This window comes from Marinobacter salinus (genome assembly GCF_001854125.1).
GTDB classification, from domain to species: domain Bacteria; phylum Pseudomonadota; class Gammaproteobacteria; order Pseudomonadales; family Oleiphilaceae; genus Marinobacter; species Marinobacter salinus.
In genome coordinates, this window is record NZ_CP017715.1 from 2,313,906 (window position 1) to 2,338,693 (window position 24,788).

Below are 24,788 nucleotides of genomic sequence, written 5' to 3' on the forward strand. Positions count from 1 at the left end.
ACCGCCCCGCCCGCCCTGGCGCCAGGCTCAGGCGATAGCCTGTCTTAGCGCTCGCTGGCGCTGGCTCAGGAAGGCCACAACCGCCAGGCCGACACCGCCCAGATCGGTCCACAAACCACCCTCGATCATCAGCAAGGCTGCGACAATCAACAGGATGCGGGTGACCCATGGTGCCGAGACATTCGCGAACCAGCCCAGAACACCACCCGACAGGATGTACACGCCAAAGGTAGCAGTAACCAGAGCCCGGGCAATTTCGAACCAGCCCGCGTCCATCAGCAGTGCACTGTTGTAGAAGAACATGAAAGGCACGATGAATGCTGCGATGCCAATCCGGAAAGAGGCAACCGACGTCTCCATGGCCTTGGCACCGGAAATACCTGCCGCGGCGTAGGAGGCCAGTGCCACGGGTGGGGTAATGGCCGATACCACGGCAAAATAGAACACAAAGAAGTGCGCGGTCAGCGGCTCAATGCCTAACTGCACCAGGCCCGGTGCCACGACTGACGCTGCCACAGCATAAGCGGCCGTCGTCGGCATACCCATACCCAGAAGAATGGAAATAAACATGGCGAAAATCAGCGCCAGGAGTTGGCTCGTTGCGGCTACATCCAGCAGCAGCACAGAGAAGCGGGCGCCAACGCCGGTCAGGGAGATTACGCCTACAATCACACCAGCAGCAGCACACACCACAATGATCTGGATCGACATGTGGGCGGCGATCTCCAGCGCATGGAGAATCTGCCGGATGCCCATTTTGTTCGGGGATATCCAGCTCACTACCGCCGCTGACACCGTCGCGAGTGTACCCGCCCGAATCACAGAGTATCCAACAAATAACGCTACGATCAGAATAACAATAGGAATGAACAGGTAAGCCTGCTTGGCCAGCTTTCTCAGGTTCGGCAGTTCGTCTTCCCGCATACCGCGCATGCCCGTCTTCGCAGCTTCGAAATCCACCATGAAATAGACCGATGCGAAGTACAGGATGGCCGGAATGATCGCTGCAATGGCGATTTCGGAGTAAGGAATTCCGGTAATTTCGGCCATTATGAAGGCGCCGGCACCCATAATCGGCGGCATGATCTGACCACCAGTGGACGCTGCGGCCTCGACTGCGCCAGCCGATTGCTTGCTGTAACCCACCTTCTTCATCAACGGAATGGTGAGGGAGCCGGTCGATACGACGTTACCTGCACTGGTGCCGTTGATCATGCCCATCAAACCGGAAGCAAAGATGGAAACTTTCGCGGGACCACCCCGAGAGCGACCAGCCGCCGCAAATGCGAAATTCACAAAATAATCGCCCACCTTGGAGGCCTGCAGAAAGGCGGCAAAGACGATAAACAGAATGATGTAGGTCGAAGAAACCGCCGTGGTTGGCCCAAGGATGCCGGCATCGGTATACACCTGACTGAAGAAACGCTGCACAGACAGGCCGGGATAGCCCAGAAAGCCGGGCAAATAGGGGCCGGCAAAAACATAAACCAGAAAAACCATGGCGATGATCACCAGAGCCAGGCCGGCAACACGGCGTGTCAGCTCCATAATCAGCGCAGTGCCGCCAACTGCGGCAAACGAAATTCCGATGGGTGCAAATGATGTTCCGGTGGACATCCGCATGGTCGTGTTATAAGCCACGAGAAAGTAGCATGCGACGGCGATTGAGCAGACTACCAGCACCAGGTCTGGCACGCTGAAGCGGGACCGCTGACGCTGGTGAAACCAGCTCATTACGATACTTATGGCAGTTGCTGCCAACAGCGGCCAGCCAAAGTGCCAGGTCTCCAGCTCAACCGGAATGCGCAGGGCACCACCTTGAACCAGTTGGTAGAAAGCCAGGGTCTGATACAGGGCATAGACTGCTGGCAGCATCGCTGCGGCACTGATCCAGGTTGTCCAGCGATGTCGTGCCTCACCTTCCTCAGACGAGACAAAACGGGCGCCAGCGTAAAGGATGAAACCAAGTACCAAAGCACCGGCAACGTGAATAATCCGATAGGACCAGGTTTCCAGTGGCGCAATGTTCAGTGTGTAAAGATGAAACGCCGAATAGAGGATGCAAAGCAGTGCAACGAACTTCACCAATCCGCCCTCAAAGAGCCGCCGGTTGGCTTCAACCGGCTCCTGATCGACGTCATGGGCGAGGATGTGATCATCTTCGGGCAGAGCCGTAGACGACTCCTGGTGTTGGGGATTTGTGGACATAGGGCGACCTAAGGGCAGTTACTCAAATATTGCCGACTGACTGTCGGCCAGGTATCAGGGGCTGACAGCCAGCCCCTGAGCTGCGTCCGGCTGTTACTTGATCATGCTTGCTTCGATCGCGTAGCCGTTTTCGTTAAACCAACGTGCTGCACCCGGGTGCCAGGGCAAGACATTATTCTTGCTGTAGTTCTGTGGGACGGAATTGCGGGACGCCTTGTGGATGGAGACCATTCTATCGTTGTTCTCCATGGTCAGCTTGGTGATTTCATACACCAGGCTTTCCGGCAGGTCACAGTTCGCCATGGCGAAGTTCCACATTGAAACCACGCGAGACGGTTTTTCCAGAGACTGGTAGGTGCTGGCCGGAATAATGAACTCGGAAACCGGGTAGTTATCGGTAATCGTCTTGGCTTCGGCGTCGGTCATTTCGATGATGTTCACGTCCGCCTGAACTTCGAGCTGGCTAACCGCCGGAATAGGTATACCTGCGGCGAACGCCACGACATCAATCAGGCCGTCCTGAAGCTGACCACCGAGGTCAGACCAGCTGCCGTTACGGCGTTCAAAGTCTACGCCCAGAGTTTCCATCATACGGGGAAAATAGGTATCCGACGTAGAACCAGCCGGGCCAAAACCGATGGTGGAACCGGCCGGGATATCTGCGATAGAGGTGATTCCGGAGCTGGACAATGCGGTGACGGAGAACGGCGTCTCATACATGGGGAACATGGCGCAGACATTGTCCATCTTCATGCCCGGAGCCAGGGGGCTGTTACCGTCCATGGATTCCCGGGCCGGGCCCATCGTGGTCAGACCGAATTGCAGGTCACCGGTGTGAACCAGTGCCATGTTCTGCATTGGACCGCCCGTGATTTCCGCACCACCGGAAACGCCCAGGCTTTCAGCAACAAAGTTGGCCCATCCAGACCCGTAAGCGAAGTAAGTGCCACCCTGGCTGGCAGTGCCGACCGTAAAGTTTTCTGGCCAGCCGGACCGGTCCTGGGCCGCTGCAGGGTTTGCAACAACGAGAGTAGAAGCGAACGCTGCCGCCATAACAACTTGGGTTTTCATAGAGGATGCTCCCCGTTTGATTTTGTTTATTGGGTGCTTCAACGAAGCCGTCACAGACTCCGCTGGCTTGCATACAGCAAGGAGCAAGCCAGTTTAAAAAACACGTTAAAAAACAAGAATCTTTGGGAAACGCAAAGGCTATCTTGGTCAGAAATGGGTTAGTCTCCACCCATTATTTTCAGGCAATGGGTGGAATGCCACACCCTGGAACGGATACTAGGGCGTTATTAGATAAACGACTGGCAGAGAACCTACCACCTGCCCTGGAGCGTAGCGACAATACGGCGGCCGGCAGCCTTGTCCCTGTGTTCACACAGATAGATTCCCTGCCAGGTACCAAGGGCCAGACGGCCGCGATTGACCGGCAAGGTCAGGGAAGGGCCAATCAGAACACTCTTGATGTGCGCCGGCATATCATCCGGCCCCTCCAGAGTATGCGCAAAGTGCGGTGCGTTTTCTGGAACCATCACGTTGAAATGGCGTTCCAGATCTCCACGCACGTCCGGGTCCGCATTTTCGTTAACGGCCAGCGAAGCAGACGTGTGCTGAATAAACAGCTGTAACAGTCCAACCTCACAGTTGGTCAGGCCCGGCGCCTGGGCCAGAATTTCATTGGTTACCAGATGAAACCCGCGAGGTAACGGTGCCAGTTCAATAATCGTCTGATCCCAGATCATCGGTGCTCACCAATACGGTCGATTCTATTTTTGCAGCTCGTCCCAGGGATGAACCGGCACCACAGCCTCACTGACTTCCGCTTCAAACGAACTCCGGAAATAATCCATCGCCTTCTCGGCCTCACTCAACTCATCAAACCGGGCGATGTGGTAGATGGCTTCCCCTTCATTTACCAGCGGCAGGTTGTTCACGCAGATCACGATCCCGGAACACGGGGACACAATCGCCGTTTCCGACTCACCGAAAGGATCTGCCACCATGGCCAGGCGCTGCCCCTTGCGAACTTTCTGCCCAAGGCTGGCTATTGGCCGCATGATGCCATCGATATCCGCCCTTACCCACTGGGAGTTGGCGGCAGTTTCGGAGCGTTTCTTCGGGGCTTTGGGCGCTTTCTTCGCTGGAATCATCTCCAGCTCCCGCATAACCCGGATGACGCCCTTGACGCCACTGCCAATCACGACATCATCAAAGCGCAGCGCCTCACCTCCTTCGTAGGTGATCACAGGAATGTCGAGTGAATCGGCGTAAGCGCGCAGACTGCCTTCCCGCAATCCGGCATTGATAATGATGGGCGCGCCGAAGGCATCTGCCATGCGGGTAGTTTCAGGATTTTTCAGCTCCGCACGTATCTGCGGCAGATTGAACCGGTGAACCGGACCAGTGTGCAGGTCGATAATGTGCGTCACCTTTTCCATGATCTGGGTACGCAACAGGTAAGCAATACGCCCCCCCAACGAACCCGACTCACTGCCCGGGAAACAACGGTTCAGATCACGGCGGTCCGGCAGATACCGCGTGCGCTGGACAAACCCTAAGATATTGACGATGGGCACGGCCACCAGCGTTCCCCGCAGATGCCGGAGCGCAGAGTTGGTAAGAACCCGCCGGACAATCTCAACACCGTTGATTTCATCACCGTGAATGGCGCTACACACCATGAGCACCGGTCCGTCCCGGCGGCCATGTACCACCTCCACCGGAATATGCAGAGGCGTGTGCGTGTACAGCTTGGCAACGGGGACTTCTACTGTTTTTCGGGTGCCGGCCTCAACGGTGGCACCGGCGATTTTAAAAGGTGCTCGGGCCATATATCAGCCCCTTCCCTTGGTTCTGGTTTTCCACGGCTGTTGATTCTTTTCGGTCCAGTTGATGATCATGCCGGCAACATTCTTGCCGGTCGCGTTCTCAATTCCTTCAAGACCAGGCGAGGAATTCACCTCCATGACCAGGGGTCCCCGACTGGAGCGCAGCAAATCGACACCAGCAACATTGAGGCCCATGGACTTGGCGGCAGTAATCGCGGTCCTGCGCTCTTCCGGCGTAATGCGAATCAGGGAAGCGCTGCCACCCCGATGCAAATTGGAACGAAACTCGCCTTCCGCGCCCTGGCGCTTCATGGCGGCAATAACCTTGTCACCAATCACGAAGCAGCGAATATCGGCACCGCCGGCTTCCTTGATAAACTCCTGCACCAGGATATCTGCCTTCAGACCCATAAAGGCCTCAATAACACTCTCGGCAGCCTTGCGGGTTTCCGCCAAGACCACACCAATGCCCTGGGTGCCCTGAAGCAGCTTGATCACCACCGGCGCACCGCCCACCATTTTCAGCAACTCCGGCACGTTGTCCGGCTTGTTGGCAAAACCGGTCACAGGCATACCGACACCCTTGCGGGCCAGCAGCTGCAGTGACCGCAGCTTGTCCCTGGAGCGGGTAATGGCGACCGATTCGTTGACGGGGAACACACCCATCATCTCGAACTGCCGCAATACCGCCGTTCCATAGAACGTCACCGAGGCCCCGATACGCGGAACCACCACGTCGTAGTTTTCCAGAACCTCCTCGTGGTAGTGGATCTGGGGGTTGGCGGATGTGATATTCATGGAACAGTGAAGGCAGTCGATTACCCTTACCTCATGGCCCCGATTGATCCCCTCCTCCACCAGACGGCGGGTGGAATAAAGGTTCTTGTTACGCGACAGGATCGCAATTCTCATTTTTCAGTCCTTAGGGCCGGCTCACCGGCAAGGTAAGAAGCTTCTGGATAAACAACGGAGCGCCCCGACATCGCGGTACGCCCGAGCAGCATGCGGAACCGCATGGAGTCCCGGTTGGTCAATGTCATTTCAATAGGCCAGCTCTGGTCACCCACCACCAATGTGGTTTCGATCACCACGCGCAACTCCATGTGGCCGCCCGAATCAGAAACATTTCGTTCGTCCAGGACTTTGGCATCACACTCGATGACATTGTGCATATCGTTTTGCACCGGATGCACCCAGAACCGGACCCGACGCTCACCATTCTCGTTGTAGGGTTCCGTTCGAAAGGTGTGCAGACAAGACGTACGCGCCCCGGTATCCACCTTGGCTTTGATACGGCTGATATCCAGGTCCGGCAGCGACACCCACTCCCGCCATCCAAGACTGATCTTGTTATCATTGGGCTTCGGGGCAATGGGCTTGATCACTTCAACGGTCTTTGTCGACATCCGGAATTTCCTTCTCGGTGATTGTTTCCGGCCCCAGCAACTGCACGCGGAAGGGCTCGGAATGGCTACCGGCATAAATACTGGTGTGAGGGAAAGGTATCTCGACACCTTCACGATCCAGAGCTTTCTTGATCGCCACCATGATGCTGCTGCGTCCATCCAGCACCTTGTCTTTGGGGACCCAGAATGAGAACTGCAGATCAACGGAGGACGGCCCGAATGCGGTAACCAATACAAATGGTTTCGGCTCTTCGAGGCACACAGGGTTCTTTTCAGCCAGTCCTAATAACAGAGCCTCGACTCGTTCCACATCTTCAGCGTAGGCAATACCCACTGTCAGGTCGAGCCGGCGAATGGGGAATCGGGACCGATTCACCACCCGCGTCTTAATCAACGTCTCATTGGGAATGCGCACGTAGAGGTTGTCCGGTGTGCGTAGCTTTACGCTCAGCATATCAATGCCGATTACCTCACCAATCGTGGCATCAACCTCAATAAAGTCACCGATTTCGAATGGCTTCTCCACCAGCAGAAAAAGCCCACTGATCATATTGGATGCGGAAGTCTGCGATGCAAAGCCAATGGCAACAGTCAGGATGCCGGCAGCACCTAAAACAATATCCAGTGAAAACCCGGCTTCCCTCAAAGCGGCGATAGCAAACAGCACAACAATGAGATAGAACACGAACCGCCGTAACATAACGGTGTGGTGCCGGGTACTTCTTTGGGCCATAAAACGGGTGACACTTCGGGCCGCCAGTGAGCCCAACACCAATCCGAGGACCATCAGAAAAATCGAGCTGACCCATTGGCCCCAGGCAACACCAGTAAACACCGCCATAACGCCGGTCTGGATTTGTTCTAACAAAATTCCAACTCCCTCAAAGCGGCGTTAACCGAACATGCGGTCAAAGGCGCGCACAAAACGACCACGGGAAACCTTCTCCCGTGCAAGCCCCACCTGCTGACACTTACCTGCGGCTGCAAATACTGTCTGATCCACATGCAAACTGGCCGAGTTCATATCAGTTTCGCACTCCACCGTTACGCCCGGTGTCCATAACTGGCCGCGCTCATTCAGGTAGAGCGACAACATGGGTGTCGGAAGGCTGAAACGCTCCAGCAGCAGAGGCTCCTCCCGGCGGTTGATAATCGTGACCGGCGTTACCGCCCGCCAGGGTCGCTTGGGCACCGCTTCCAGTACCAGGCGCGCAACACTGGCTGATGAATAACACAGCTCTCCTTCCATCGTGTTGCGCCCCACCCAGGTTAGCGAAGGCACCGCCAACGGGACCTCCGTGAGTACAGTCCGCCCATCACCGACACAAACCTGCATCCACACCAATGTACCCACGTAAATAACGCACTGCTCTCCTGCCGGGATCGTCAGCGGCTGATAGGGGCGAATCACCGTGGGAAGCGAAGCAACGGCGGGAATAAACGTAACGGTATCCGAGCCTTCGGAACGGATAAAACGCTGTAATGAAACGTCTTTCGAGGGGAGGGTGTGGCCTATGGTCTCCGACCAGCTGACAGGATCGGTCTCCACCTCCAGCGTTTCTGAACGGATCTGCCATTCCCGGTCGAGCAATGTCACCCAAAGATTAACGTGGCCCAGCTGATGAGACTGGGTTTGCCCCGAGGCCAGACTATAGGGCTTAGCCCAGACACCATCGCGTCGGCCTTCGGTTTCAGGTCCCATATGAGCCACACACATCCTCTGAGTATTGCTGGCGAATTTCACTAACTATAATCCAATCATGGCACCTCAGCGAATATCCAAGTCTGTGATTTTATTGAAACACTGGCATGTATTTACCCCTATGCCTGCAAGCACAACCTGATACAGGACTTCCAATGACACAGCTGGTCTGGTTCCGGAACGACCTCCGGGTTGCCGACAACCCCGCCCTTACCGCCGCCTGCAAGGCGAGATCAGGCGTGCACGCCTGTTTTATCGTGACACCGGAGCAATGGCTGGAGCACGACTGGTCACCTGCACGAGTGCACTTTGTCATCGCTCACGCCAACGCGCTCTCGAAGGAACTCGCAGCACTGGGCATACAGCTGACCTTCGTCACCGCCAGCCGGTTCGATGACAGCCTCGGCAAGCTGAAACAGCATTGCCTGGACAAGGGCATTTCACGAGTGCACTTCAATGAAGAATACGGCGTCAATGAACGTCGCCGGGACAAAGCTCTCAAGCAACAGCTGGATGAGCTGGGAATCGACGTATGCAAGTACCGGGACCAGACCGTCGCGCCGGTCGGCGAAATCCTGACCCAACAACAGGAGCCTTACTCGGTATTCACGCCGTTTTCACGTCGCTGGCGCAGCTGGCTGGATGAAATCTCGCCCACCGCCTTCCCGATCCCCCCCGCCCAGGGTGAGCCTGTTGAGCCGGCCCTTCTCGACGGTGTTCCGGAAGCTTTCCGAAATGCTCCACCGGCACTGGTGGCCGTTGGAGAAGATGAAGCCCACAAGCAGCTTGAAGCGTTTCTCGACGAGCGCGGCGGCGCTTACAGGGACGAGCGCGACTTCCCGGCCATCGACGGCACCAGTCAGCTTTCACCTTATCTGGCCAACGGCGTTCTCTCAGGCCGCCAATGCTTGCTGGCCGCACGCAAGGCCCAGGGAATGGGCGGCAACCAGGAGGGTCTTGGCACCTGGATCAACGAAATTGCCTGGCGCGACTTCTACATCAACATTCTCTACCACTACCCTCGGGTGAGCATGCACCGGGCCTTCAAGCCGGAAACAGAAGCCCTTACCTGGAATAATCCCGGCGAGACATTTGGCGCCTGGAAAGAAGGCAGAACCGGAATTCCTATTGTTGACGCCGCCATGCGCCAGCTCAACGAAACAGGCTGGATGCATAACCGCCTGCGCATGGTGACGGCCATGTTCCTGACCAAAAACCTTTTCATCGACTGGCGCCTGGGTGAAGCGTACTTCATGTCAAAACTGGTGGACGGTTTCCTGGCTTCAAACAATGGCGGCTGGCAGTGGAGTGCCTCAACGGGCACAGATGCCGCGCCCTATTTCCGGGTCTTCAACCCGGTTACCCAGAGCGAGCGGTTTGATCCAAAGGGGGAGTTTATCCGGCAATGGCTACCGGAACTGGCAAAACTGGACAATAAGCGGATTCACGCCCCCAGCAAGAGCGGCGTGATTCCGAAGGGGTACCCAAGACCGATTGTGGATCTGAAGGAGAGTCGAAAGGAGGCCATAGCGAAGTTTCAGGCGCTGAAGGAGTAAAAACAGGCATCGTGCAGCCGCGGACTGGAAGACCTCTGCTATCCGGCTAAGGTATTCCGCAGACCGGGCACTCGGGATCGCGGGCAAGCTTCATTTCCCGCCATTGCATTTCCCAGGCATCGAGAATCAACAGCCGGCCAATCAAGGGCTTGCCAACACCCGAGATCACCTTGATGGCCTCCATCGCCTGAGCAGAACCGATCATGCCGACCAGGGGTGCGATAACACCAGCCTCAGAACACGTCAGGTCCTCATTGCCCTGCTCCGGATACAGGCAGTGATAGCAGGGGCTGTTGTCATCACGCGAATCGTAAACCGAGAGCTGGCCCTCGCCTCGAATGGCGGCGCCGGAAACGAGGGGAACACTGGCAGCAACACAAGCCCTGTTCAGGGCAAAACGGGTGTTGAAGTTGTCGCTACAATCCAACACCAGGCTCGCCTCCTCCACCTGACGGATTAATTCATGGCCGCTCAAACGTTGATTCAGAGCGGTTACCGACACCCGTGGATTAATTCGCGTTACACGATCCGCCAGAGCTTCCGCTTTCGACTCGCCGAGCTGGTTACTTTCAAACCCGATCTGGCGCTGGAGATTGGCCAGCTCAACGTCATCATCATCCACAAGAGTGAGGCGGCCCACGCCCGCCGCTCCGAGATAGAGCGCCACCGGACATCCCAGGCCGCCAGCGCCAATCACCAGCACACGGGCAGATTTAAGTGCTTCCTGGCCCGCCACATCAAACCTGGGCATCAGAATCTGCCGACTGTACCGTAGCAGCTCGTCATCACTGAGCATGTTTGTCTCCTGTTTCCCTATTTGATAACCCAGAGACCCCAGTCCACTGCCCCAGAGTCATCCGATCGCGATTACCGTAGTCCTTTCGGCTTTCCACCGCCACAAATCCACGGGACTCGAACAGCGAACGGACCGCTTCGGCCTGATCGAAGCCATGCTCCACCAGCAGCCAACCACCCACTTCCAGCCAACCCGGCGCCTGTCTGACGATCAGCCGTATATCATCCAGACCATCACTGCCAGAGACCAGAGCGGACGACGGTTCGAACCGCACATCCCCCTGTTCAAGGTGGCGATCGGCACTGGCTATATAAGGTGGATTGGAGACAACCAGATCAAACTTCCCGGCCATCAGACCGGAAAACCACGAACTTCGTACCACACTGACCGACAGCCCAAGTTCGCGTGCGTTGCGCCGCGCCAGTTCCACCGCCGCATCCACGCAATCACATGCGGTCACCTGCCAGTTCGGGCGTTCACTGGCCAATGCGAGGGCAATGGCTCCGGTGCCGGTGCCGAGATCCAGAATCCTCGCACTGCCGGGCAGCGGCAGTGAAAGCGCAACTTCCACCACGCACTCGGTATCGGGCCGTGGAATCAGGGTGGAGGCACTGACCAGTAAGGTAAGTGACCAGAATTCCTGATGCCCTAGCAGGTAAGCAATGGGCTTCCCACTCACCCTCTCAGACACCAGCGATTCAAAGTCCGCCGCCTGGTCGGCGGAGACTTCCCGATCCGGCCAGGCCCGGAAGCTCGTGCGGCTCAGACCAGTTACATGGCTAAGCAACAATTCCGCGTCCAGCCTGGGGCTGTCGCCACCTATGCATTCTGACGCCTTGAGCAAAAGGCTCTCACAGGCCACTGAGGTTTTACTGATCATCAGCGAGTGAGGCCAGTAGCTCGGCCTGATGTTCCTGTTGCAGCGGGACAATCACCGCGTCCAGATCACCGGAGACCACCTCATCAAGTTTGTATAACGTCAGATTGATGCGGTGGTCGGTTACACGGCCCTGGGGGAAGTTATAGGTGCGGATACGTTCAGAACGGTCACCGCTGCCAACCAGGCTCTTACGAGTCTCCGCCACTGACTTCTGCTGACGTTCCGTTTCGGCATTCTGGAGTCTGGACGCCAGAAAGCTCAAAGCCTTGGCCCGATTCTTATGCTGGGAACGTTCTTCCTGGCACTCCACAACAATGCCGGTGGGCAGGTGCGTAATCCGGATGGCCGAGTCCGTCTTGTTGACGTGCTGACCACCTGCGCCCGAGGAGCGGAAGGTGTCGACCCTAAGATCGGCCTTGTTGATTTCAACGGCCTCGGCTTCGTCCGCTTCCGGCATGACCGCCACGGTACATGCGGAGGTATGAATGCGTCCCTGGGATTCCGTTTCCGGCACCCGCTGAACCCGGTGCGCGCCGGATTCAAATTTCAGCGCACCATAAACACCGTCACCGGCAACCCGGGCGATGATTTCCTTGTAGCCACCATGTTCACCCTCACTCTCACTAAGCACTTCAACCTGCCAGCGGCGACGTTCCGCATAACGGCTGTACATCCTGAACAGGTCACCGGCGAAAATAGCGGCTTCATCGCCTCCGGTACCAGCCCGGATTTCCAGAAAGATGCTTTTGCTATCGTTGGGATCCTTGGGCAGCATCAGTCGCTGCAATTCCTCGTCCAGCTCTTCGCTCTTCTGCTGAGCAGCCTCCAGTTCGTCGGCTGCCATCTCACGCATGTCCGCGTCGTTGTCTTTTGCCAGCTCCCTGGCTTCCTCAATGTCATCGAGAGACCGGCGCCATGCCTCAAAGCAATGAACGATCGGCTCAATCTCCGAAAACTCCCGGGAAAGGTCGCGAAACTGGTTCTGATTGGCAATGACGGAGGGATCGCTGAGCAACGCGCTGACCTCCTCGAACCGGTCAGTGAGCTGTTCGAGGCGGGATTGTATCGATGGTTTCATAGTTTTTCCGGAGTGATCGGCTCGTCCGCTTCCAAGGCATCCAGCTGGTGCAACTCACGCAACCACTCGGTTACCTCTGTGCGGCCTTCAGTGGTGGCTTTGCGCACCTGAACCGATGGCTCGTGCAGTAATTTGTTGGTGAGGCCACGCGCGAGGCCGCGCAGGACTGTCTCAGGATCACTGCCGTTACGCAGGGCACGGAGGGCTTTGTCCGTCTCGGCATCCCTCAACAGCTCTGCTCGCTGGCGGAACTGTTTGAGTGTCGATACCGCATCCAGGGCGCGGAGCTGATTCAAGAAATCCTGCACCCCGGCCGTAATCAGGTTTTCGGCTTCCCGGGCAGCGCCTTCCCGGGAGCGAATGTTTTCCTCTATCACGTGTCGCAGATCGTCAACGGTATAAAGGTACACATCAGCCAGTGAAGCCACCTCCGGCTCAATATCCCGCGGTACGGCGATATCCACCATGAAATACGGGCGATGCTTCCGCTTCTTGAGGGCCCGCTCAACCGCGCCCTTGCCTAAAACGGGCAGCGGACTGGCGGTTGAAGCAATTATAATGTCCACGTCAGCCAGATGATCCGGAATTTCGGATAGCAGAATACCTTTGCCACCGTGAGATGCGGCCAGAGTCTGTGCTCGCTCCAGTGTCCGGTTGGCGACCAGGAAGTCATTCACACCGGCCTCGGCCAGATGCCGGGCCACCAGTTCCATGGTCTTGCCAGCGCCAATCAGCAGAGCCTTGTTCCGGGACATGTCTGAAAAAATATGGTGCGCCATGCTGACAGCGGCGTAGGCAACGGACACCGGGTTTTCACCAATAGCCGTCTGGGTTCGAACCCGTTTGGCAACGGAAAATGTCTGTTCAAACAGGCGGGAAAGGAACGAGCCGCTGGCCCCACTCTCCCGCGCAAGGGCGTAGGCATCCTTTAACTGCCCCAGAATCTGGGGCTCACCGAGCACCATGGAGTCGAGCCCCGCCGCCACGCGCATTACATGCCGAACGGCATCGCCATCGCGGTGCACATACAACGCCTGTTCCAGTTCTGCGGGTTCAAGATCGTGAAAGCCAGCGAGCCAGCGCAAAACCGTGGGCGCGCAGTCGTCGTCGCCGGCAATGTAAAGCTCGGTGCGATTACACGTCGAAAGAATGGCGGTTTCTGTAGCACCGGTCGCAGCGCGCAGCTCCGCAAACGCCTCTCCCATACGTTCAGGCGTGAACGCAATTCTCTCTCGCAGCTCTACCGGAGCGGTGCGATGATTGATTCCCAGCGTTACCAATGCCATTTATGGTTTAACAACCTTATGCCAACGAACGTTAAATTACCGCCATTTTAACGGCCAGCGACCTCTGCTGCCACCCAAAACCTCTGACGCTTCGGCAACTGCGGACAGGTTGGGCAAGATCAGACGCTTATGCCATTATAGGGAACCGGCCAAGGCCGCGCCCCGACCCAGCGCAAAAAAGCGCTGACTTATGGGTAATTTCGATGCGTTGTCGACAGAATCACGGGAAGTTGCATGCACAAATCCGCACTGTTTTTGGTTACCTGCCTGATTGGCCTTTCATTATCAGGCTGCGCCAGCCTTACTGCTCCCGGGGACACTCCCCCCATCAAGGATGCCGCGCAGGCCAGTGGCAAAACCACCAGTGAAGAGAACATCGAATACGCCAACTTTGAACCGGATGTTCTGTACCTTTTGTTGTCGGCTGAAATTGCTGCACAGCGGGGCCGCTTCGATGTCACCCTCGTCAACTATGTGAAAGCCGCACAGAAATCCCGGGACGAAGGCGTGATTGAGCGAGCGATGCGCATTGCACAGTCCCTCAATGGCGACAACGCCCAAAAACAGCTTGCAGAACTCTGGCTTGAGGTTGATCCGCAAAACATCCAGGCCCACCGGGTTTCCGCGATTCAGGCTGTAAAACGCGACGAACTGGAATCCGCGCTGGACCACATGGAACAGATCATGGACCAGGGAGGCGATGCCGATTTTGACAGCCTGGCTGCCATGGCTGGCAACCTGCGTCCAGACCAGCAGCAGGAACTGCTCTCTTTATATACCCAGATGGCCGACCGTCACCCGGACACACCTGAACTGGAGTACAGCATTGCACTGCTTCTGAAGGTGACAGACAACCCCGCCGAAGCCCTTGACCGACTGACGCCTTTGCTGGCGGAAAGCCCCAATTTCCAGCCGGCCATAATCCTCAAGGGAGACCTTTTGTACCAGACAGGTAACAGGAGAGAGGCGCTGGACCATCTGATGACCAATACCCGCCGCTTCCCCGAGAGCCGGCAGATGGGCACACTTTACGGCCGCATGCTAATCAGCGAAGGCGAACTGCAGGCCGCCCAGGACGAGTTCAACAGGCTGGTTCAACGTTACCCCAGCACCCCCGGACTTCGCCTCTCCTACGCACTGGTGGCACTGGAAAACGGCCAGACCGATCTGGCAAAAGAAGAGCTCACCCGCCTTATAGAACAAGGCCACCACACTAATGAAGCCAACTATTACCTCGGCCGCTTGGAAGACCAGGCCGGCAACACCGAGCAGGCCATCGGCTTTTACCAAAGCGTAGAGCAGGGCAACTACTACTTCCCTGCCCTGGCGCGGGCGAGCGCACTTCTCGCTTCAGACGGAAAATTGGACGAGGCCATTGAAAACATCCGCACTCTCCGTGGAGCCAATCCTCAGCAGGCCGAGAATTTCTGGCTTCTTCAGGTGAACCTGCTGCTGGACCAGCAACAGACGCAGGCCGCACTGGAAGCCACCGCAACTGCGCTTGAAAAGTTCCCGGCAAACGTCCAGATCCGATATGCCCGCGCCATGCTGCTGGACTCCCTGGACCAAACGGCTGCGGCTGAGGACGATCTGAAACAGATTATCGCAGAACAGCCGAATAACGCCGTTGCACTCAACGCCCTCGGCTACATCCTGACCACCCGTACCGACCGGCTAAGAGAAGCACGCAGTTATATTGAACGGGCCCTGACCCTTGATCCGGAAAACCCGGCCATTCTCGACAGCATGGGCTGGGTCCTTTTCAGGGAAGGCCAGCTACAGGCCGCACTGCAGTATTTGTCCCGCGCCTGGTCCGCCTACCCGGACCCGGAAGTAGCCGCCCACTATGGCGAAGCACTGTGGATGAATGGCGCAGAGGAGCAGGCACGCATTATCTGGAAAAAAGGGCTGGAACAGGATGCCAGCCACGAGATTCTCCGGGAAACCATTGAGCGGCTGACCAACAACGGTGACCTGTAATGGGAGAGTGGCTCCGCCCATGGCTTCTGCTGCCGCTTATTTCACTTCTGGGCGCCTGCACCACCATTCAGCTTGAACCGCTGCCAGAGGGCATGACAGATCAGCCACCGGCTGACTGGACGGAACGTGCGACACAGCTTAGCCGCTTTGACCACTGGCAACTAATGGGGAAGCTGGCCGTGCGCCAGCCATCGGACAGCGGCACCGCCTTGATCAATCACTGGATCCAGAACGGGGAAGCCTACGACCTTGCCCTCTCATCCTCCGTTCTCGGCATGGGCCGAACCGCCCTCAAAGGTGTACCGGGTTTTATTGAGCTGACCATGCCCAATGGCGACATCTACCGTTCCGGAGAACCAGAAGCCCTGGTGGAGGCGGCTACTGGCTGGCATTTGCCCCTGACCCACCTGACATGGTGGATCCGCGGCCTGCCAGCCCCCGAAGGCGATTTCAGACTGCTGTTTGATGAAGGTCGGCAGTTGGCCATGATTCGACAGGCCGGCTGGGAAATCCGCTACGATCGCTGGCAGCAGTTTCTGCCGGACCATCCCGCGCTGCCGTCAAAAATCACAGCCCTGAAGGGAGACAAGAGGGTACGGCTGGTCGTCAGCGAATGGCGAAACCTGGAGCCGACCCGGTGACCACAACCCTATCCCTGCCCTCACCCGCGAAACTCAACCTGTTTCTTCACATCGTTGGCCGGCGGCCAGACGGCTACCATGAACTGCAAACCCTGTTTCAGTTTCTGGATTACGGTGATGACATCACCTATACCACCACGCCGGACCAACCCGGCATCCGGTTGGCAGAATCCATTGAGGGTGTTGCAGATGAAGACAACCTGATCGTCCGGGCGGCAAGGGCATTGGAGGCGCGGGCAACGAGCCCCGTCCCCGGCGTCACGATCAGCCTTACCAAACGCCTGCCTATGGGAGGCGGCCTCGGTGGCGGCAGCTCAAATGCTGCCACAACCCTACTGGCACTGAATCATCTGTGGCACCTGAATCTGACCATTGAGGAACTGGCACACCTGGGGCTGGCCCTCGGCGCTGATGTGCCGGTATTCGTGCGCGGCCATGCCGCTTTTGGCGAAGGCATAGGCGAACAACTCACTCCGGCCAACCCTCCGGAAGACTGGTTTGTGGTCTTGAAACCCGACTGTAACATCAACACTGGAAAGATTTTTTCAGAGGAAGGGTTGACAAGGAACACCCCTAGAATCAAAATAGCGCCCGCTTTTGAGGGAGACGCCTCGAGGTCCCGAAACGACTGTGAGGATGTAGTTCGAAAACTGTATCCTGAGGTTAACCAGAGCCTGGAATGGCTTGCACAATTCGGACCTGCAAGATTAACCGGAACCGGGGCTTGCATATTTGGACGTTTCCCTACAGAATCCGCAGCCCGGATTATCTGGGAAAGCAAACCCTCCGGCATCACGGGGTTCGTAGCTAAAGGGGTGAACATTTCACCGCTACACAAAAAGCTGACAGAGCTAAAATGATGCCAAAAAAGCACGATACTGGGGTGTCGCCAAGTGGTAAGGCAACGGGTTTTGATCCCGTCATGCGCAGGTTCGAATCCTGCCACCCCAGCCACCTTTCTCCCGCTTCTTCTGAATCAACCGCCGATACCGAGAAGGATGCCGTCGTGTCCAAACTGATGATTTTTACTGGCAACGCCAATCCAGAGCTTGCCAAAGCCATCGCCCAGAAACTCCACATTCCCATGGGTCAGGCCACTGTAGGCCGGTTTAGCGACGGTGAAACAACCGTCGAAATCAATGAGAATGTTCGCGGCCATGATGTGTTCATCATCCAGCCGACCTGCTACCCCACCAATGATAACCTGATGGAACTGATCGTGATGGCCGATGCGCTTCGCCGTGCGTCCGCAACACGTGTTACCGCGGTTATCCCCTATTATGGTTACGCGCGTCAGGATCGCCGGGTTCGTTCTACCCGGGTTGCTATCAGCGCCAAGGTGGTAGCTGACATGATCTCCAGCATCGGTGTCGACCGGGTCCTTACCGTTGACCTGCACGCCGATCAGATTCAGGGCTTCTTCGATATCCCGGTGGACAACATCTACGCCACCCCGGTCATGCTCGAAGACATCGAAAAGCAGCGCTTTGAGAACTTCGTCGTGGTTTCTCCTGACGTTGGCGGTGTTGTCCGGGCCCGCGCCGTTGCCAAGAAACTGGACGATGCCGACCTGGCCATCATCGACAAGCGTCGCCCGAAGGCCAATGTTTCCCAGGTCATGCACATCATCGGTGATGTCCGGGACAAGACCTGCATTCTTGTGGATGACATAATCGATACCGCCGGCACTCTGTGCAAAGCCGCAAACGCGCTTAAAGAGCACGGCGCTGCCCGCGTTGTCGCTTATATTACGCACCCGGTTTTATCTGGCCCCGCAATTGACAACATAAACGCTTCCCAGCTGGATGAACTGGTTGTCTGCGACACCATTCCGGTGAGTGACAAAGCGAAGAATTGTGATAGAATCCGCGTCCTCGGAATGGCCGGACTGATGGCGGAGTCCATTCGCCGAGTCAGTAATGAAGAGTCCATCAGCGCCATGTTCGAGAATGCCTGAGCGAATTTAACGCTTTAATTGTCAGGCAAAATGAGCAGTTACCGGGTCGGGAGCCTTATAAGGCTCCCGACTCTTTTAGTCAGTCGGAAAACCCGGCTTTTCAGAAACATCACCTGATCCAACGCCTGGTCGCGGGCAGTTCGGGTGACGATTGAGGTTACTACCATGTCTCAGGAATTTGTTATCGAAGCATTTCCTCGCGACGATCAGGGGAGAGGTGCGAGCCGCCGCCTGCGTCGTGAGGAACGGAAAATCCCGGCCATCATTTACGGTGGCAACAAAGAAGCAACTGCGATCGCCATCTGGCACAACGAGTTGAAGAAAGCGCTCGAAAACGAAGCCTTCTTTTCCCACGTTCTGACCGTAGAGCTGAACGGCAAGAAAGAGAGCGTGATCCTGAAAGATCTTCAGCGTCATCCGTACAAGCCGCTGCTGACCCACGCTGACTTCCTGCGCGTCGACAAGGATCACGAGATCCACGTTAACGTACCGCTGCACTTCATCAACGAAGAATCTGCACCGGCGATCAAGCTGCAAGGCGGCGTTGCAAACCACCAGATCAACGAAGTGGAAGTCATCTGTCTGCCGCAGAACCTGCCGGAGTTCATCGAAGTTGACATGTCTACCGTAGACATGGACCAGGTAGTGCATCTGAGTGACCTGAAACTGCCGGAAGGCGTCAAGATCGCCGCACTGCTTCAGGGTGAAGATCACGACCTGCCGGTTGTCGCTATTCACAAGCCTCGCGGCGCGAAAGTCGACGAGGGTGAAGAAGGCGAAGAAGGCGAAGAAGGCGAAGAGAAGGAGTAAGTACTCCGGGGGCAACGGCGAATGGCACAGGATATTGTCATGGTGGTTGGCCTGGGGAATCCCGGTCCTGACTACGAGAATACCCGCCACAACGCCGGCGCCCTGTTCGTCGAAGCGCTGGCCCGCCATGCGGGCCAGACGCTCCGTCCCGAGAAAAAATACCACGGGCTTTACGCCCGCATTCAGTGGCAGGGTCTTGACCTGCACTTGCTCAACCCTTCCACATTCATGAACCGCAGCGGCCTGTCCATTAAGGCACTGGCGGACTTCTTCAAGATTGCTCCCGAACAGATCCTGGTTGCTCACGATGAGCTCGACCTGCCTCCCGGCACCGCCAAGCTGAAGAAAGGCGGTGGCCACGGTGGCCACAACGGTCTGCGGGATACCATTGCTCATCTCGGCACCAAAGAGTTCCAGCGTTTGCGCCTTGGCATCGGCCACCCCGGAGACAGTCGTAAAGTCACCGGTTTTGTCCTGGGCCGGCTCGGTAAAAAGGAAACCGAAGAACTCAACCTGGTGTTCGACGAGGTAATTCGGGTGCTGCCAGACGCCGCCAATGGCAAACTGGCTGCAGCCATGAACCGCCTGCACAGTTTCAAACCAGCGCCCTGAGGCGCACTTACCCCTACTCGCACCATCCGGCAGACACCGGTATAATCCGCCCACATTTTTCAGTACCAGCAGAGGCATTCCATGGGATTTAACTGCGGCATCGTCGGCCTTCCCAACGTCGGCAAATCCACCCTGTTCAACGCACTGACCAAATCTGGCATTGGCGCGGAAAACTTCCCGTTCTGCACCATTGAGCCGAACGCCGGTGTAGTGGCCATGCCCGACCCCCGCCTGACCAAGCTGGCCGAAATTGTAAAACCGGAGCGCGTGGTGCCCACCACCATGGAATTCGTGGACATCGCCGGCTTGGTCGCCGGCGCCTCCAAGGGCGAAGGCCTGGGCAACCAGTTCCTCGCCAACATCCGCCAGACCGACGCCATTGCACACGTGGTCCGCTGCTTTGAAGACGGTAACGTTATTCACGTGGCCAACAAGGTAGATCCTGCCTCCGATATTGAGGTCATTAACACCGAACTGGCGCTGGCCGATCTCGACACCGTGGAAAAAGCGATCAAACGGGTTCAGCGCGTCGCCAAGAGCGGTGACAAAGAGGCCAAGGCCCAACTGGAAATGTTTGAGAAACTGCTCCCGGTTCTCAACGAAGGCAAGCCGGTTCGCAGCATGAACCTGGACAAAGACCAGATGGGGTTGGTGCGTGAGCTTTGCCTGCTCACCGTCAAACCCACCATGTACATCGCCAACGTAAATGAAGACGGCTTCGAGAATAACCCGCACCTGGACACCGTGCGAAAAATCGCCGAGTCCGAAAACGCCGTGGTGGTGCCAATCTGCAACAAGCTGGAAGCCGAGATTTCCGAGCTGGAAGACGACGAAAAGGCCATGTTCCTGGACGAAATGGGCATGGAAGAGCCCGGTCTGGACCGTGTGATTCGCGCCGGATACGAGCTCTTGGGCCTTCAGACCTACTTTACGGCCGGCGTGAAGGAAGTGCGCGCCTGGACTGTCAAAATTGGCGCCACGGCCCCTCAGGCGGCCGCTGTGATTCACACCGATTTCGAGCGCGGGTTTATCCGTGCCGAAGTGGTGGGCTATGACGACTTTGTCCGGTACAACGGCGAAGCAGGTGCCAAAGATGCCGGCAAATGGCGCCTGGAAGGCAAGGAGTACATCGTTCAGGACGGTGATGTCATCCACTTCCGCTTTAACGTGTAATTTTTTCAGGAAAAACGGGGTCAAGCCTTGACAGCAAGGACCCAAATACTGAAAATACGCGCCTCGTTTAGGGCGTTGCCCAGAGCGAAATGGCAAGGTAGCTCAGTTGGTTAGAGCACAGCACTCATAATGCTGGGGTCGGCGGTTCGACTCCGCCCCTTGCTACCAAGTTTTATAAAGGGTTGCGACTCACGTCGTGACCCTTTTTTTTTCGACTGTGGGCATTTTGTGCCCAAACCGGAATTTCACCACGGCCACGCCATCGGAATCCGGCCCTCTCTTCTCCGCGATCAGCTCCACCGCTTTCACCAGTTCAGCAACCTCCGCCGACGAGTAATGTGTGGTGACCGATCCGCGTTTGTGCCCCAGGAGCTCTGCCCTGGTTTCTTCTGATACCCCTGCCGCCCTCAGCCTCCTTCCGAAAGTGTGCCTGAGATCGTGACCGCGGACGTGAGTTAGCCCTGCCTTCTTCCGCCCTTTCCTCCAGGCGTTGTTGAAGATTGAGGCCACAGGTCGACTGCTGAAGGTAAACACCTGGTGCTCGTGTTTCCCTCGCTGGCGGTTTACCACGGCTCTCGCCGTTGCGTTTAGCACCACCAGACGATCACATCCGTTCTTCGTGGCGCTGGCGGGCAAGATAAACCCGAATCCCTTGTCGGGTAACGACACCTCCCACTCCCACTTAAGAGCGCAGATCTCGCTTTCCCGGCACCCGGTATGGACCGCGAACTCGGCCATCTCCTTCAGGTGCTCCGGCATCTCCTGGAACAACCTTCCCTGCTCTGCCCAGGTTACCGGTGCCGGATCCCGCTTATCCTTCCAGTCAACATCCGGAATCATCGGGGCGGTTTCCAGCCAGGTCATCCCGAATTCGTCCCGCCACAGCTCGGCACACAGCCGGAGAATTCTCCGGGCTACGGCCAGTGATCGGTTAACGGTGCCAGCCTTCATGCCCTCTTTACGACGCGCATCAATGAACCGCTGTAGCGTTCCGGAGTGCACCTGGTTCAGGGGTAGCTTCCCGATGTGCGGATCCAGCGACTTCAGGTCCTGCACGTCACGCTTTATACTCTTCTTGTGAGCAAACTCCCGGGCATACCTGAGAGCTGCCTCTCGCCAGATTCGGCTTGGCCGAACACCGTAGACCGAAGCCTGGCGGATTTCCTCAAGCCTTCGGACAAGGTATTGCTCAGCCTCTACCCGATCGCTCGTTCCAGTGCTTTCGCGAATCCTCCGTCCGTTAATTCGCTTCTCGATGTGCCAGATCCCACCACGGAGGCGGAGACCGTTCCCACTTTTCGACATGTTACTTCACTCCATTTTTGGGCCGGAGCACGCCCTCGCCGAGAAATATACTCGTCCAGGGCACTGTCCAAATCAAGGCGGTCAAATCCCTTTCCGATCTCGCCTATTGGAATTTCAGTGAGATACGGCCGGATTTCTTTGTTAAAGACTTCCCGACCCATGCCGCAATAGTCCGGGGCCTGGCCTGCCCGAATGATCCGCGGCTGAATCATTACTTCCGTCATGAAGGCACCCTCTGTGGCAGTGAATAGCGATACTGAAAGCCCCGGTAATTCCCCAGGTGCGGGGATGAACTACCGAAGTAGACCGGCTCCGCATGAATCAGGCCCCGACTTGCCATCAGATCCAGGTGCCGCGACAAGGTGGTCGTATAAACTGGCAAACCGATCGCCTTGTCCATGCCATACCAATGAACAGGCCCACCTCGTAGTACCTCAATCACCCGATCCATCAGCCAGAACAGAGTTGGCACCTCCACAGTGATAAGGCCATGCAGATCTTTGTATCTGGCCGGAAATTCCTCTTTTCGAAAGGTCCGAGTTGCTGGCGGCATGTAACCGCCATGTTCAAAGGCGGGTGCTGGCGGATCTACTGGGAATAGTTCTGCCTGGCTCATGATCAGTGGCTCCAATTCTCAGGTGGTATAATTTCGGGCTGTTGACCGAACACTTTTTCCAGCCACCCCAATATCTTCTTTGTATCTCGAGGCCTGTTACGCCGAGCAAGATCTCTTCGGATACTTTCCACTGCGGCCGCGATCGCGTTGAAGCGATCCGGTGCTGATGTACCCTTCCACTTCACACCAGGAGCGAAGCTGCTGCCTTCGGTTACCAGGTTCACATCTGTCGACCAGAAAAACTGACCTTTCCAGAAGGCCAGTCTTATCTCTGCATGCGCCTCCGGTCGACTTCCGGCTTTCGGCATACGCAAAACCTCCAGCGCCTCAAGAATCCCGTGTTCATTGAGATTGCTTTCCCGTGCTGGCGGCAACTGCTCCTCGAAAAGATCAGGCTGAATGGTCACTTTCCACCTCCCTTACTCATAGCAGAGCGCACAGGGCCCGCCGGTGGCCGGTTGTTTGCAGCCGCCAAATCCACACTTCATGCCCCTATAGTCGTGCTCAGGACAGCCCTCTACTGCGACTCGCATGGCGGTGGATGCGACCTGAACAGCCTCTTTGTAGACTTGTTCAGGTGACCAGCCAGACTCCTTTATCTTCAGAAGAGCCTGGGCCAGCTCCCCGACTTCTTCCATCAGGGCTGTGTCGAGATTGGCGCCGCGCGGAAATTTTTCTCTGGCCCTTTGATTTTCCATTGCGACATCAAATAGGAACTTCCCCCGAGGGTGGGAGCCGCTGTACTCGATGGCCACACCGCCAATGTTTCTTGGATTTTTCATATCACTCACCTCCTTCAGGCACAGGCAAAAGCTTCTGCCTCTGCGCATAATCCAGAACAGTCTCGCCGTGCTCGAGCATCATCTGCCCAAGGAACGCGCCCTCGAACGAAAGGATCCCGGTTTCGATAGCTGTCACCTGCCCTTTGATCCAGTCCCGGAGAATTGAGTACACGGCAACGCTGGCCTTGTCGTATGCCTGGCGTTCGTGCTCCGCTTTGGTTTTGTGCATCCGACTGGTGTGGGGATGCTCACGTAGCCAGGCCGCGGCGTATCCGGAAAAGCTGGCCTTCACGCTTACCATCTTTCCTCGATACTGGAACTGAACCGTAAGGCTCTGTTCTTCGTCGTCGACCATGCTTCCGAACTTCTGGCAGCCGAACCCGCGCAGGATCTTCTGGATTTCGCCCAGGGCTTTGTCACCGCTGGTGGCTTTTTCGTATGGCAGGCTCATTTAGTGCAGCTCCTTGGCTATACTCTGGCAGCGAATGACTGGAGATCCGCAATGTGTGGCAGATTCAATGTAACTGACAGCCCTGTAGTCGGAGACCTGATGGACAAGCTTGGTATGCCGTTGCGGCCGCGACCTCAACTCAACGTCCCACCTGGTGGCAATGCGGAATTTGTCATTGAGGGCGGCGCCGGCCGCCAGCTGGTCGACGGCATCTGGTCCTTGCTCATTGAGCAGAAACCTGACGGGAGCGGGTACAGACCGAACCCGAAGTTCCACACCTTCAATGCCCGATCCGATCGACTCACTTCCAGCCCGCTCTGGAACAAGGCATACCCGAGCCGGCGTTGCATCGTCCCTGTCAGCGCCTTCCACGAATGGCGCGGAAAGCAGGTGTACAACATTCACCCCAAAGGTGAAGCCACGGCGCTCGCCGGACTGTGGCAGAGCTGGCGGTTTGGAGGTGACCTGGTTAACTCCTTCACTGTGATAACGCTCCCGCCGCACCCGCGATTCAGTCACATCCACCCAAAGAGCATTCCGCTGATGCTCAGGCCGGATGATTTTGACATGTGGCTGGATCCGAACTTCAACCAGACCGATGCATTCCAGGGAATGATGAAGAGCCACATCGCGGCCCCGCTGATTTGCCAGCCCGTTCGGAGCGCCAACTATCTGGATCCCGTGGGTGATGCGGAAGTTTTGGAAGCTGATTGAC

At 56.9% G+C, this 24,788-nt stretch carries 26 protein-coding genes and 2 tRNA genes; 11 read left to right on the plus strand and 17 right to left on the minus strand.

Annotation, left to right across the window (positions count from 1 at the left end):
- Positions 1-27 precede the first annotated feature (27 nt).
- The 8 genes from BKP64_RS10600 to BKP64_RS10635 form a co-directional block, all read right to left on the minus strand.
- Positions 28-2,208 carry a TRAP transporter permease gene (locus tag BKP64_RS10600; protein ID WP_070969565.1) on the minus strand — a complete coding sequence of 727 codons (2,181 nt, stop codon included), beginning with the start codon at positions 2,206-2,208 and terminating at the stop codon, positions 28-30.
- 93 nt (positions 2,209-2,301) lie between these two features.
- Positions 2,302-3,279, minus strand: a complete 978-nt coding sequence (locus BKP64_RS10605) for a TAXI family TRAP transporter solute-binding subunit (protein ID WP_070969567.1) — start codon at positions 3,277-3,279, stop codon at positions 2,302-2,304.
- 251 nt (positions 3,280-3,530) lie between these two features.
- Positions 3,531-3,956 (minus strand): secondary thiamine-phosphate synthase enzyme YjbQ, encoded by a 426-nt coding sequence (locus BKP64_RS10610; protein ID WP_070969570.1) that lies wholly within the window; start codon positions 3,954-3,956, stop codon positions 3,531-3,533.
- 24 nt (positions 3,957-3,980) lie between these two features.
- Complete coding sequence (locus BKP64_RS10615) at positions 3,981-5,045, minus strand: succinylglutamate desuccinylase/aspartoacylase family protein (protein WP_070969573.1); 1,065 nt, start codon at positions 5,043-5,045, stop codon at positions 3,981-3,983.
- A 3-nt stretch (positions 5,046-5,048) separates the two neighbouring features.
- A complete protein-coding gene (gene rimK, locus BKP64_RS10620; protein WP_070969576.1) occupies positions 5,049-5,954 on the minus strand; it encodes a 30S ribosomal protein S6--L-glutamate ligase in 906 nt (301 codons plus the stop codon).
- Complete coding sequence (locus BKP64_RS10625; protein ID WP_070969579.1) at positions 5,951-6,448, minus strand: ATP-dependent zinc protease family protein; 498 nt, start codon at positions 6,446-6,448, stop codon at positions 5,951-5,953. Before BKP64_RS10625 ends, rimK begins: the two co-directional genes overlap by 4 nt.
- Complete coding sequence (locus BKP64_RS10630; RefSeq protein WP_070973649.1) at positions 6,429-7,289, minus strand: mechanosensitive ion channel family protein; 861 nt, start codon at positions 7,287-7,289, stop codon at positions 6,429-6,431. Before BKP64_RS10630 ends, BKP64_RS10625 begins: the two co-directional genes overlap by 20 nt.
- A 51-nt stretch (positions 7,290-7,340) precedes the next feature.
- Entirely contained in the window at positions 7,341-8,150 is an 810-nt protein-coding gene (locus BKP64_RS10635; protein ID WP_070969582.1) for a hypothetical protein, read from the minus strand.
- A gap of 155 nt (positions 8,151-8,305) precedes the next feature.
- Between BKP64_RS10635 and phrB the strand changes: the two genes are divergently transcribed.
- Positions 8,306-9,706: a deoxyribodipyrimidine photo-lyase gene (gene phrB, locus BKP64_RS10640; RefSeq protein WP_070969585.1), complete on the plus strand. Its 1,401-nt coding sequence runs from the start codon at positions 8,306-8,308 to the stop codon at positions 9,704-9,706.
- Between the two features lie 46 nt (positions 9,707-9,752).
- On the opposite strand, the gene BKP64_RS10645 is transcribed toward phrB, so the two are convergent.
- The 4 genes from BKP64_RS10645 to hemA are packed head-to-tail and all read right to left on the minus strand — an operon-like array spanning position 9,753 to position 13,746.
- Positions 9,753-10,502: a molybdopterin-synthase adenylyltransferase MoeB gene (locus BKP64_RS10645; protein ID WP_070969588.1), complete on the minus strand. Its 750-nt coding sequence runs from the start codon at positions 10,500-10,502 to the stop codon at positions 9,753-9,755.
- Positions 10,492-11,382, minus strand: a complete 891-nt coding sequence (gene prmC, locus BKP64_RS10650) for a peptide chain release factor N(5)-glutamine methyltransferase (protein WP_070969591.1) — start codon at positions 11,380-11,382, stop codon at positions 10,492-10,494. The genes BKP64_RS10645 and prmC overlap by 11 nt, the downstream gene beginning before the upstream one ends.
- A complete protein-coding gene (gene prfA / locus BKP64_RS10655; RefSeq protein WP_070969594.1) occupies positions 11,372-12,460 on the minus strand; it encodes a peptide chain release factor 1 in 1,089 nt (362 codons plus the stop codon). The genes prmC and prfA overlap by 11 nt, the downstream gene beginning before the upstream one ends.
- A complete protein-coding gene (hemA, locus tag BKP64_RS10660; protein ID WP_070969597.1) occupies positions 12,457-13,746 on the minus strand; it encodes a glutamyl-tRNA reductase in 1,290 nt (429 codons plus the stop codon). The genes prfA and hemA overlap by 4 nt, the downstream gene beginning before the upstream one ends.
- A gap of 234 nt (positions 13,747-13,980) precedes the next feature.
- Here hemA and BKP64_RS10665 point away from each other — a divergent pair, with 234 nt between their 5' ends.
- From BKP64_RS10665 to BKP64_RS10705, 9 genes are all read left to right on the plus strand, one after another.
- On the plus strand, positions 13,981-15,726 hold the full coding sequence (locus tag BKP64_RS10665) for a tetratricopeptide repeat protein (RefSeq protein WP_070969599.1): 1,746 nt from the start codon (positions 13,981-13,983) through the stop codon (positions 15,724-15,726).
- Positions 15,726-16,367: a lipoprotein insertase outer membrane protein LolB gene (gene lolB / locus BKP64_RS10670; protein WP_070969602.1), complete on the plus strand. Its 642-nt coding sequence runs from the start codon at positions 15,726-15,728 to the stop codon at positions 16,365-16,367. The genes BKP64_RS10665 and lolB overlap by 1 nt, the downstream gene beginning before the upstream one ends.
- Positions 16,340-17,227 carry a 4-(cytidine 5'-diphospho)-2-C-methyl-D-erythritol kinase gene (ispE, locus tag BKP64_RS10675; protein ID WP_198402608.1) on the plus strand — a complete coding sequence of 296 codons (888 nt, stop codon included), beginning with the start codon at positions 16,340-16,342 and terminating at the stop codon, positions 17,225-17,227. The genes lolB and ispE overlap by 28 nt, the downstream gene beginning before the upstream one ends.
- Before the next feature lie 19 nt (positions 17,228-17,246).
- Positions 17,247-17,321, plus strand: a tRNA-Gln gene (locus BKP64_RS10680).
- A 52-nt stretch (positions 17,322-17,373) separates the two neighbouring features.
- The gene (locus BKP64_RS10685) at positions 17,374-18,324 is read left to right on the plus strand and encodes a ribose-phosphate pyrophosphokinase (protein WP_070969608.1); all 951 of its coding nucleotides are present in this window, start codon (positions 17,374-17,376) and stop codon (positions 18,322-18,324) included.
- Positions 18,325-18,489: 165 nt separating this feature from the next.
- Positions 18,490-19,134 carry a 50S ribosomal protein L25/general stress protein Ctc gene (locus BKP64_RS10690; protein ID WP_070969611.1) on the plus strand — a complete coding sequence of 215 codons (645 nt, stop codon included), beginning with the start codon at positions 18,490-18,492 and terminating at the stop codon, positions 19,132-19,134.
- Positions 19,135-19,155: 21 nt separating this feature from the next.
- Positions 19,156-19,746: an aminoacyl-tRNA hydrolase gene (gene pth, locus BKP64_RS10695; RefSeq protein WP_070969615.1), complete on the plus strand. Its 591-nt coding sequence runs from the start codon at positions 19,156-19,158 to the stop codon at positions 19,744-19,746.
- 81 nt (positions 19,747-19,827) lie between these two features.
- Entirely contained in the window at positions 19,828-20,919 is a 1,092-nt protein-coding gene (gene ychF / locus BKP64_RS10700) for a redox-regulated ATPase YchF (RefSeq protein ID WP_070969618.1), read from the plus strand.
- A gap of 91 nt (positions 20,920-21,010) precedes the next feature.
- A tRNA-Met gene (locus tag BKP64_RS10705) sits at positions 21,011-21,087 on the plus strand.
- Between the two features lie 21 nt (positions 21,088-21,108).
- Here the strand turns inward: BKP64_RS10705 and BKP64_RS10710 are convergent.
- The 5 genes from BKP64_RS10710 to BKP64_RS10730 form a co-directional block, all read right to left on the minus strand.
- Positions 21,109-22,224: a tyrosine-type recombinase/integrase gene (locus BKP64_RS10710; RefSeq protein ID WP_070969621.1), complete on the minus strand. Its 1,116-nt coding sequence runs from the start codon at positions 22,222-22,224 to the stop codon at positions 21,109-21,111.
- 220 nt (positions 22,225-22,444) lie between these two features.
- Positions 22,445-22,840, minus strand: coding sequence for a hypothetical protein (locus BKP64_RS10715; RefSeq protein WP_070969623.1), 396 nt, complete (start codon positions 22,838-22,840; stop codon positions 22,445-22,447).
- A gap of 2 nt (positions 22,841-22,842) precedes the next feature.
- A complete protein-coding gene (locus BKP64_RS10720) occupies positions 22,843-23,247 on the minus strand; it encodes a hypothetical protein (protein ID WP_070969626.1) in 405 nt (134 codons plus the stop codon).
- 12 nt (positions 23,248-23,259) lie between these two features.
- Positions 23,260-23,622 carry a nucleoside triphosphate pyrophosphohydrolase family protein gene (locus BKP64_RS10725; RefSeq protein WP_070969629.1) on the minus strand — a complete coding sequence of 121 codons (363 nt, stop codon included), beginning with the start codon at positions 23,620-23,622 and terminating at the stop codon, positions 23,260-23,262.
- Between the two features lies 1 nt (position 23,623).
- A complete protein-coding gene (locus tag BKP64_RS10730) occupies positions 23,624-24,073 on the minus strand; it encodes a hypothetical protein (RefSeq protein WP_070969632.1) in 450 nt (149 codons plus the stop codon).
- Positions 24,074-24,124: 51 nt separating this feature from the next.
- On the opposite strand from BKP64_RS10730, the gene BKP64_RS10735 reads away from it, so the two are divergent.
- Positions 24,125-24,787, plus strand: coding sequence for an SOS response-associated peptidase (locus BKP64_RS10735; RefSeq protein ID WP_070969635.1), 663 nt, complete (start codon positions 24,125-24,127; stop codon positions 24,785-24,787).
- The last annotated feature ends 1 nt before the right edge of the window (position 24,788 follow it).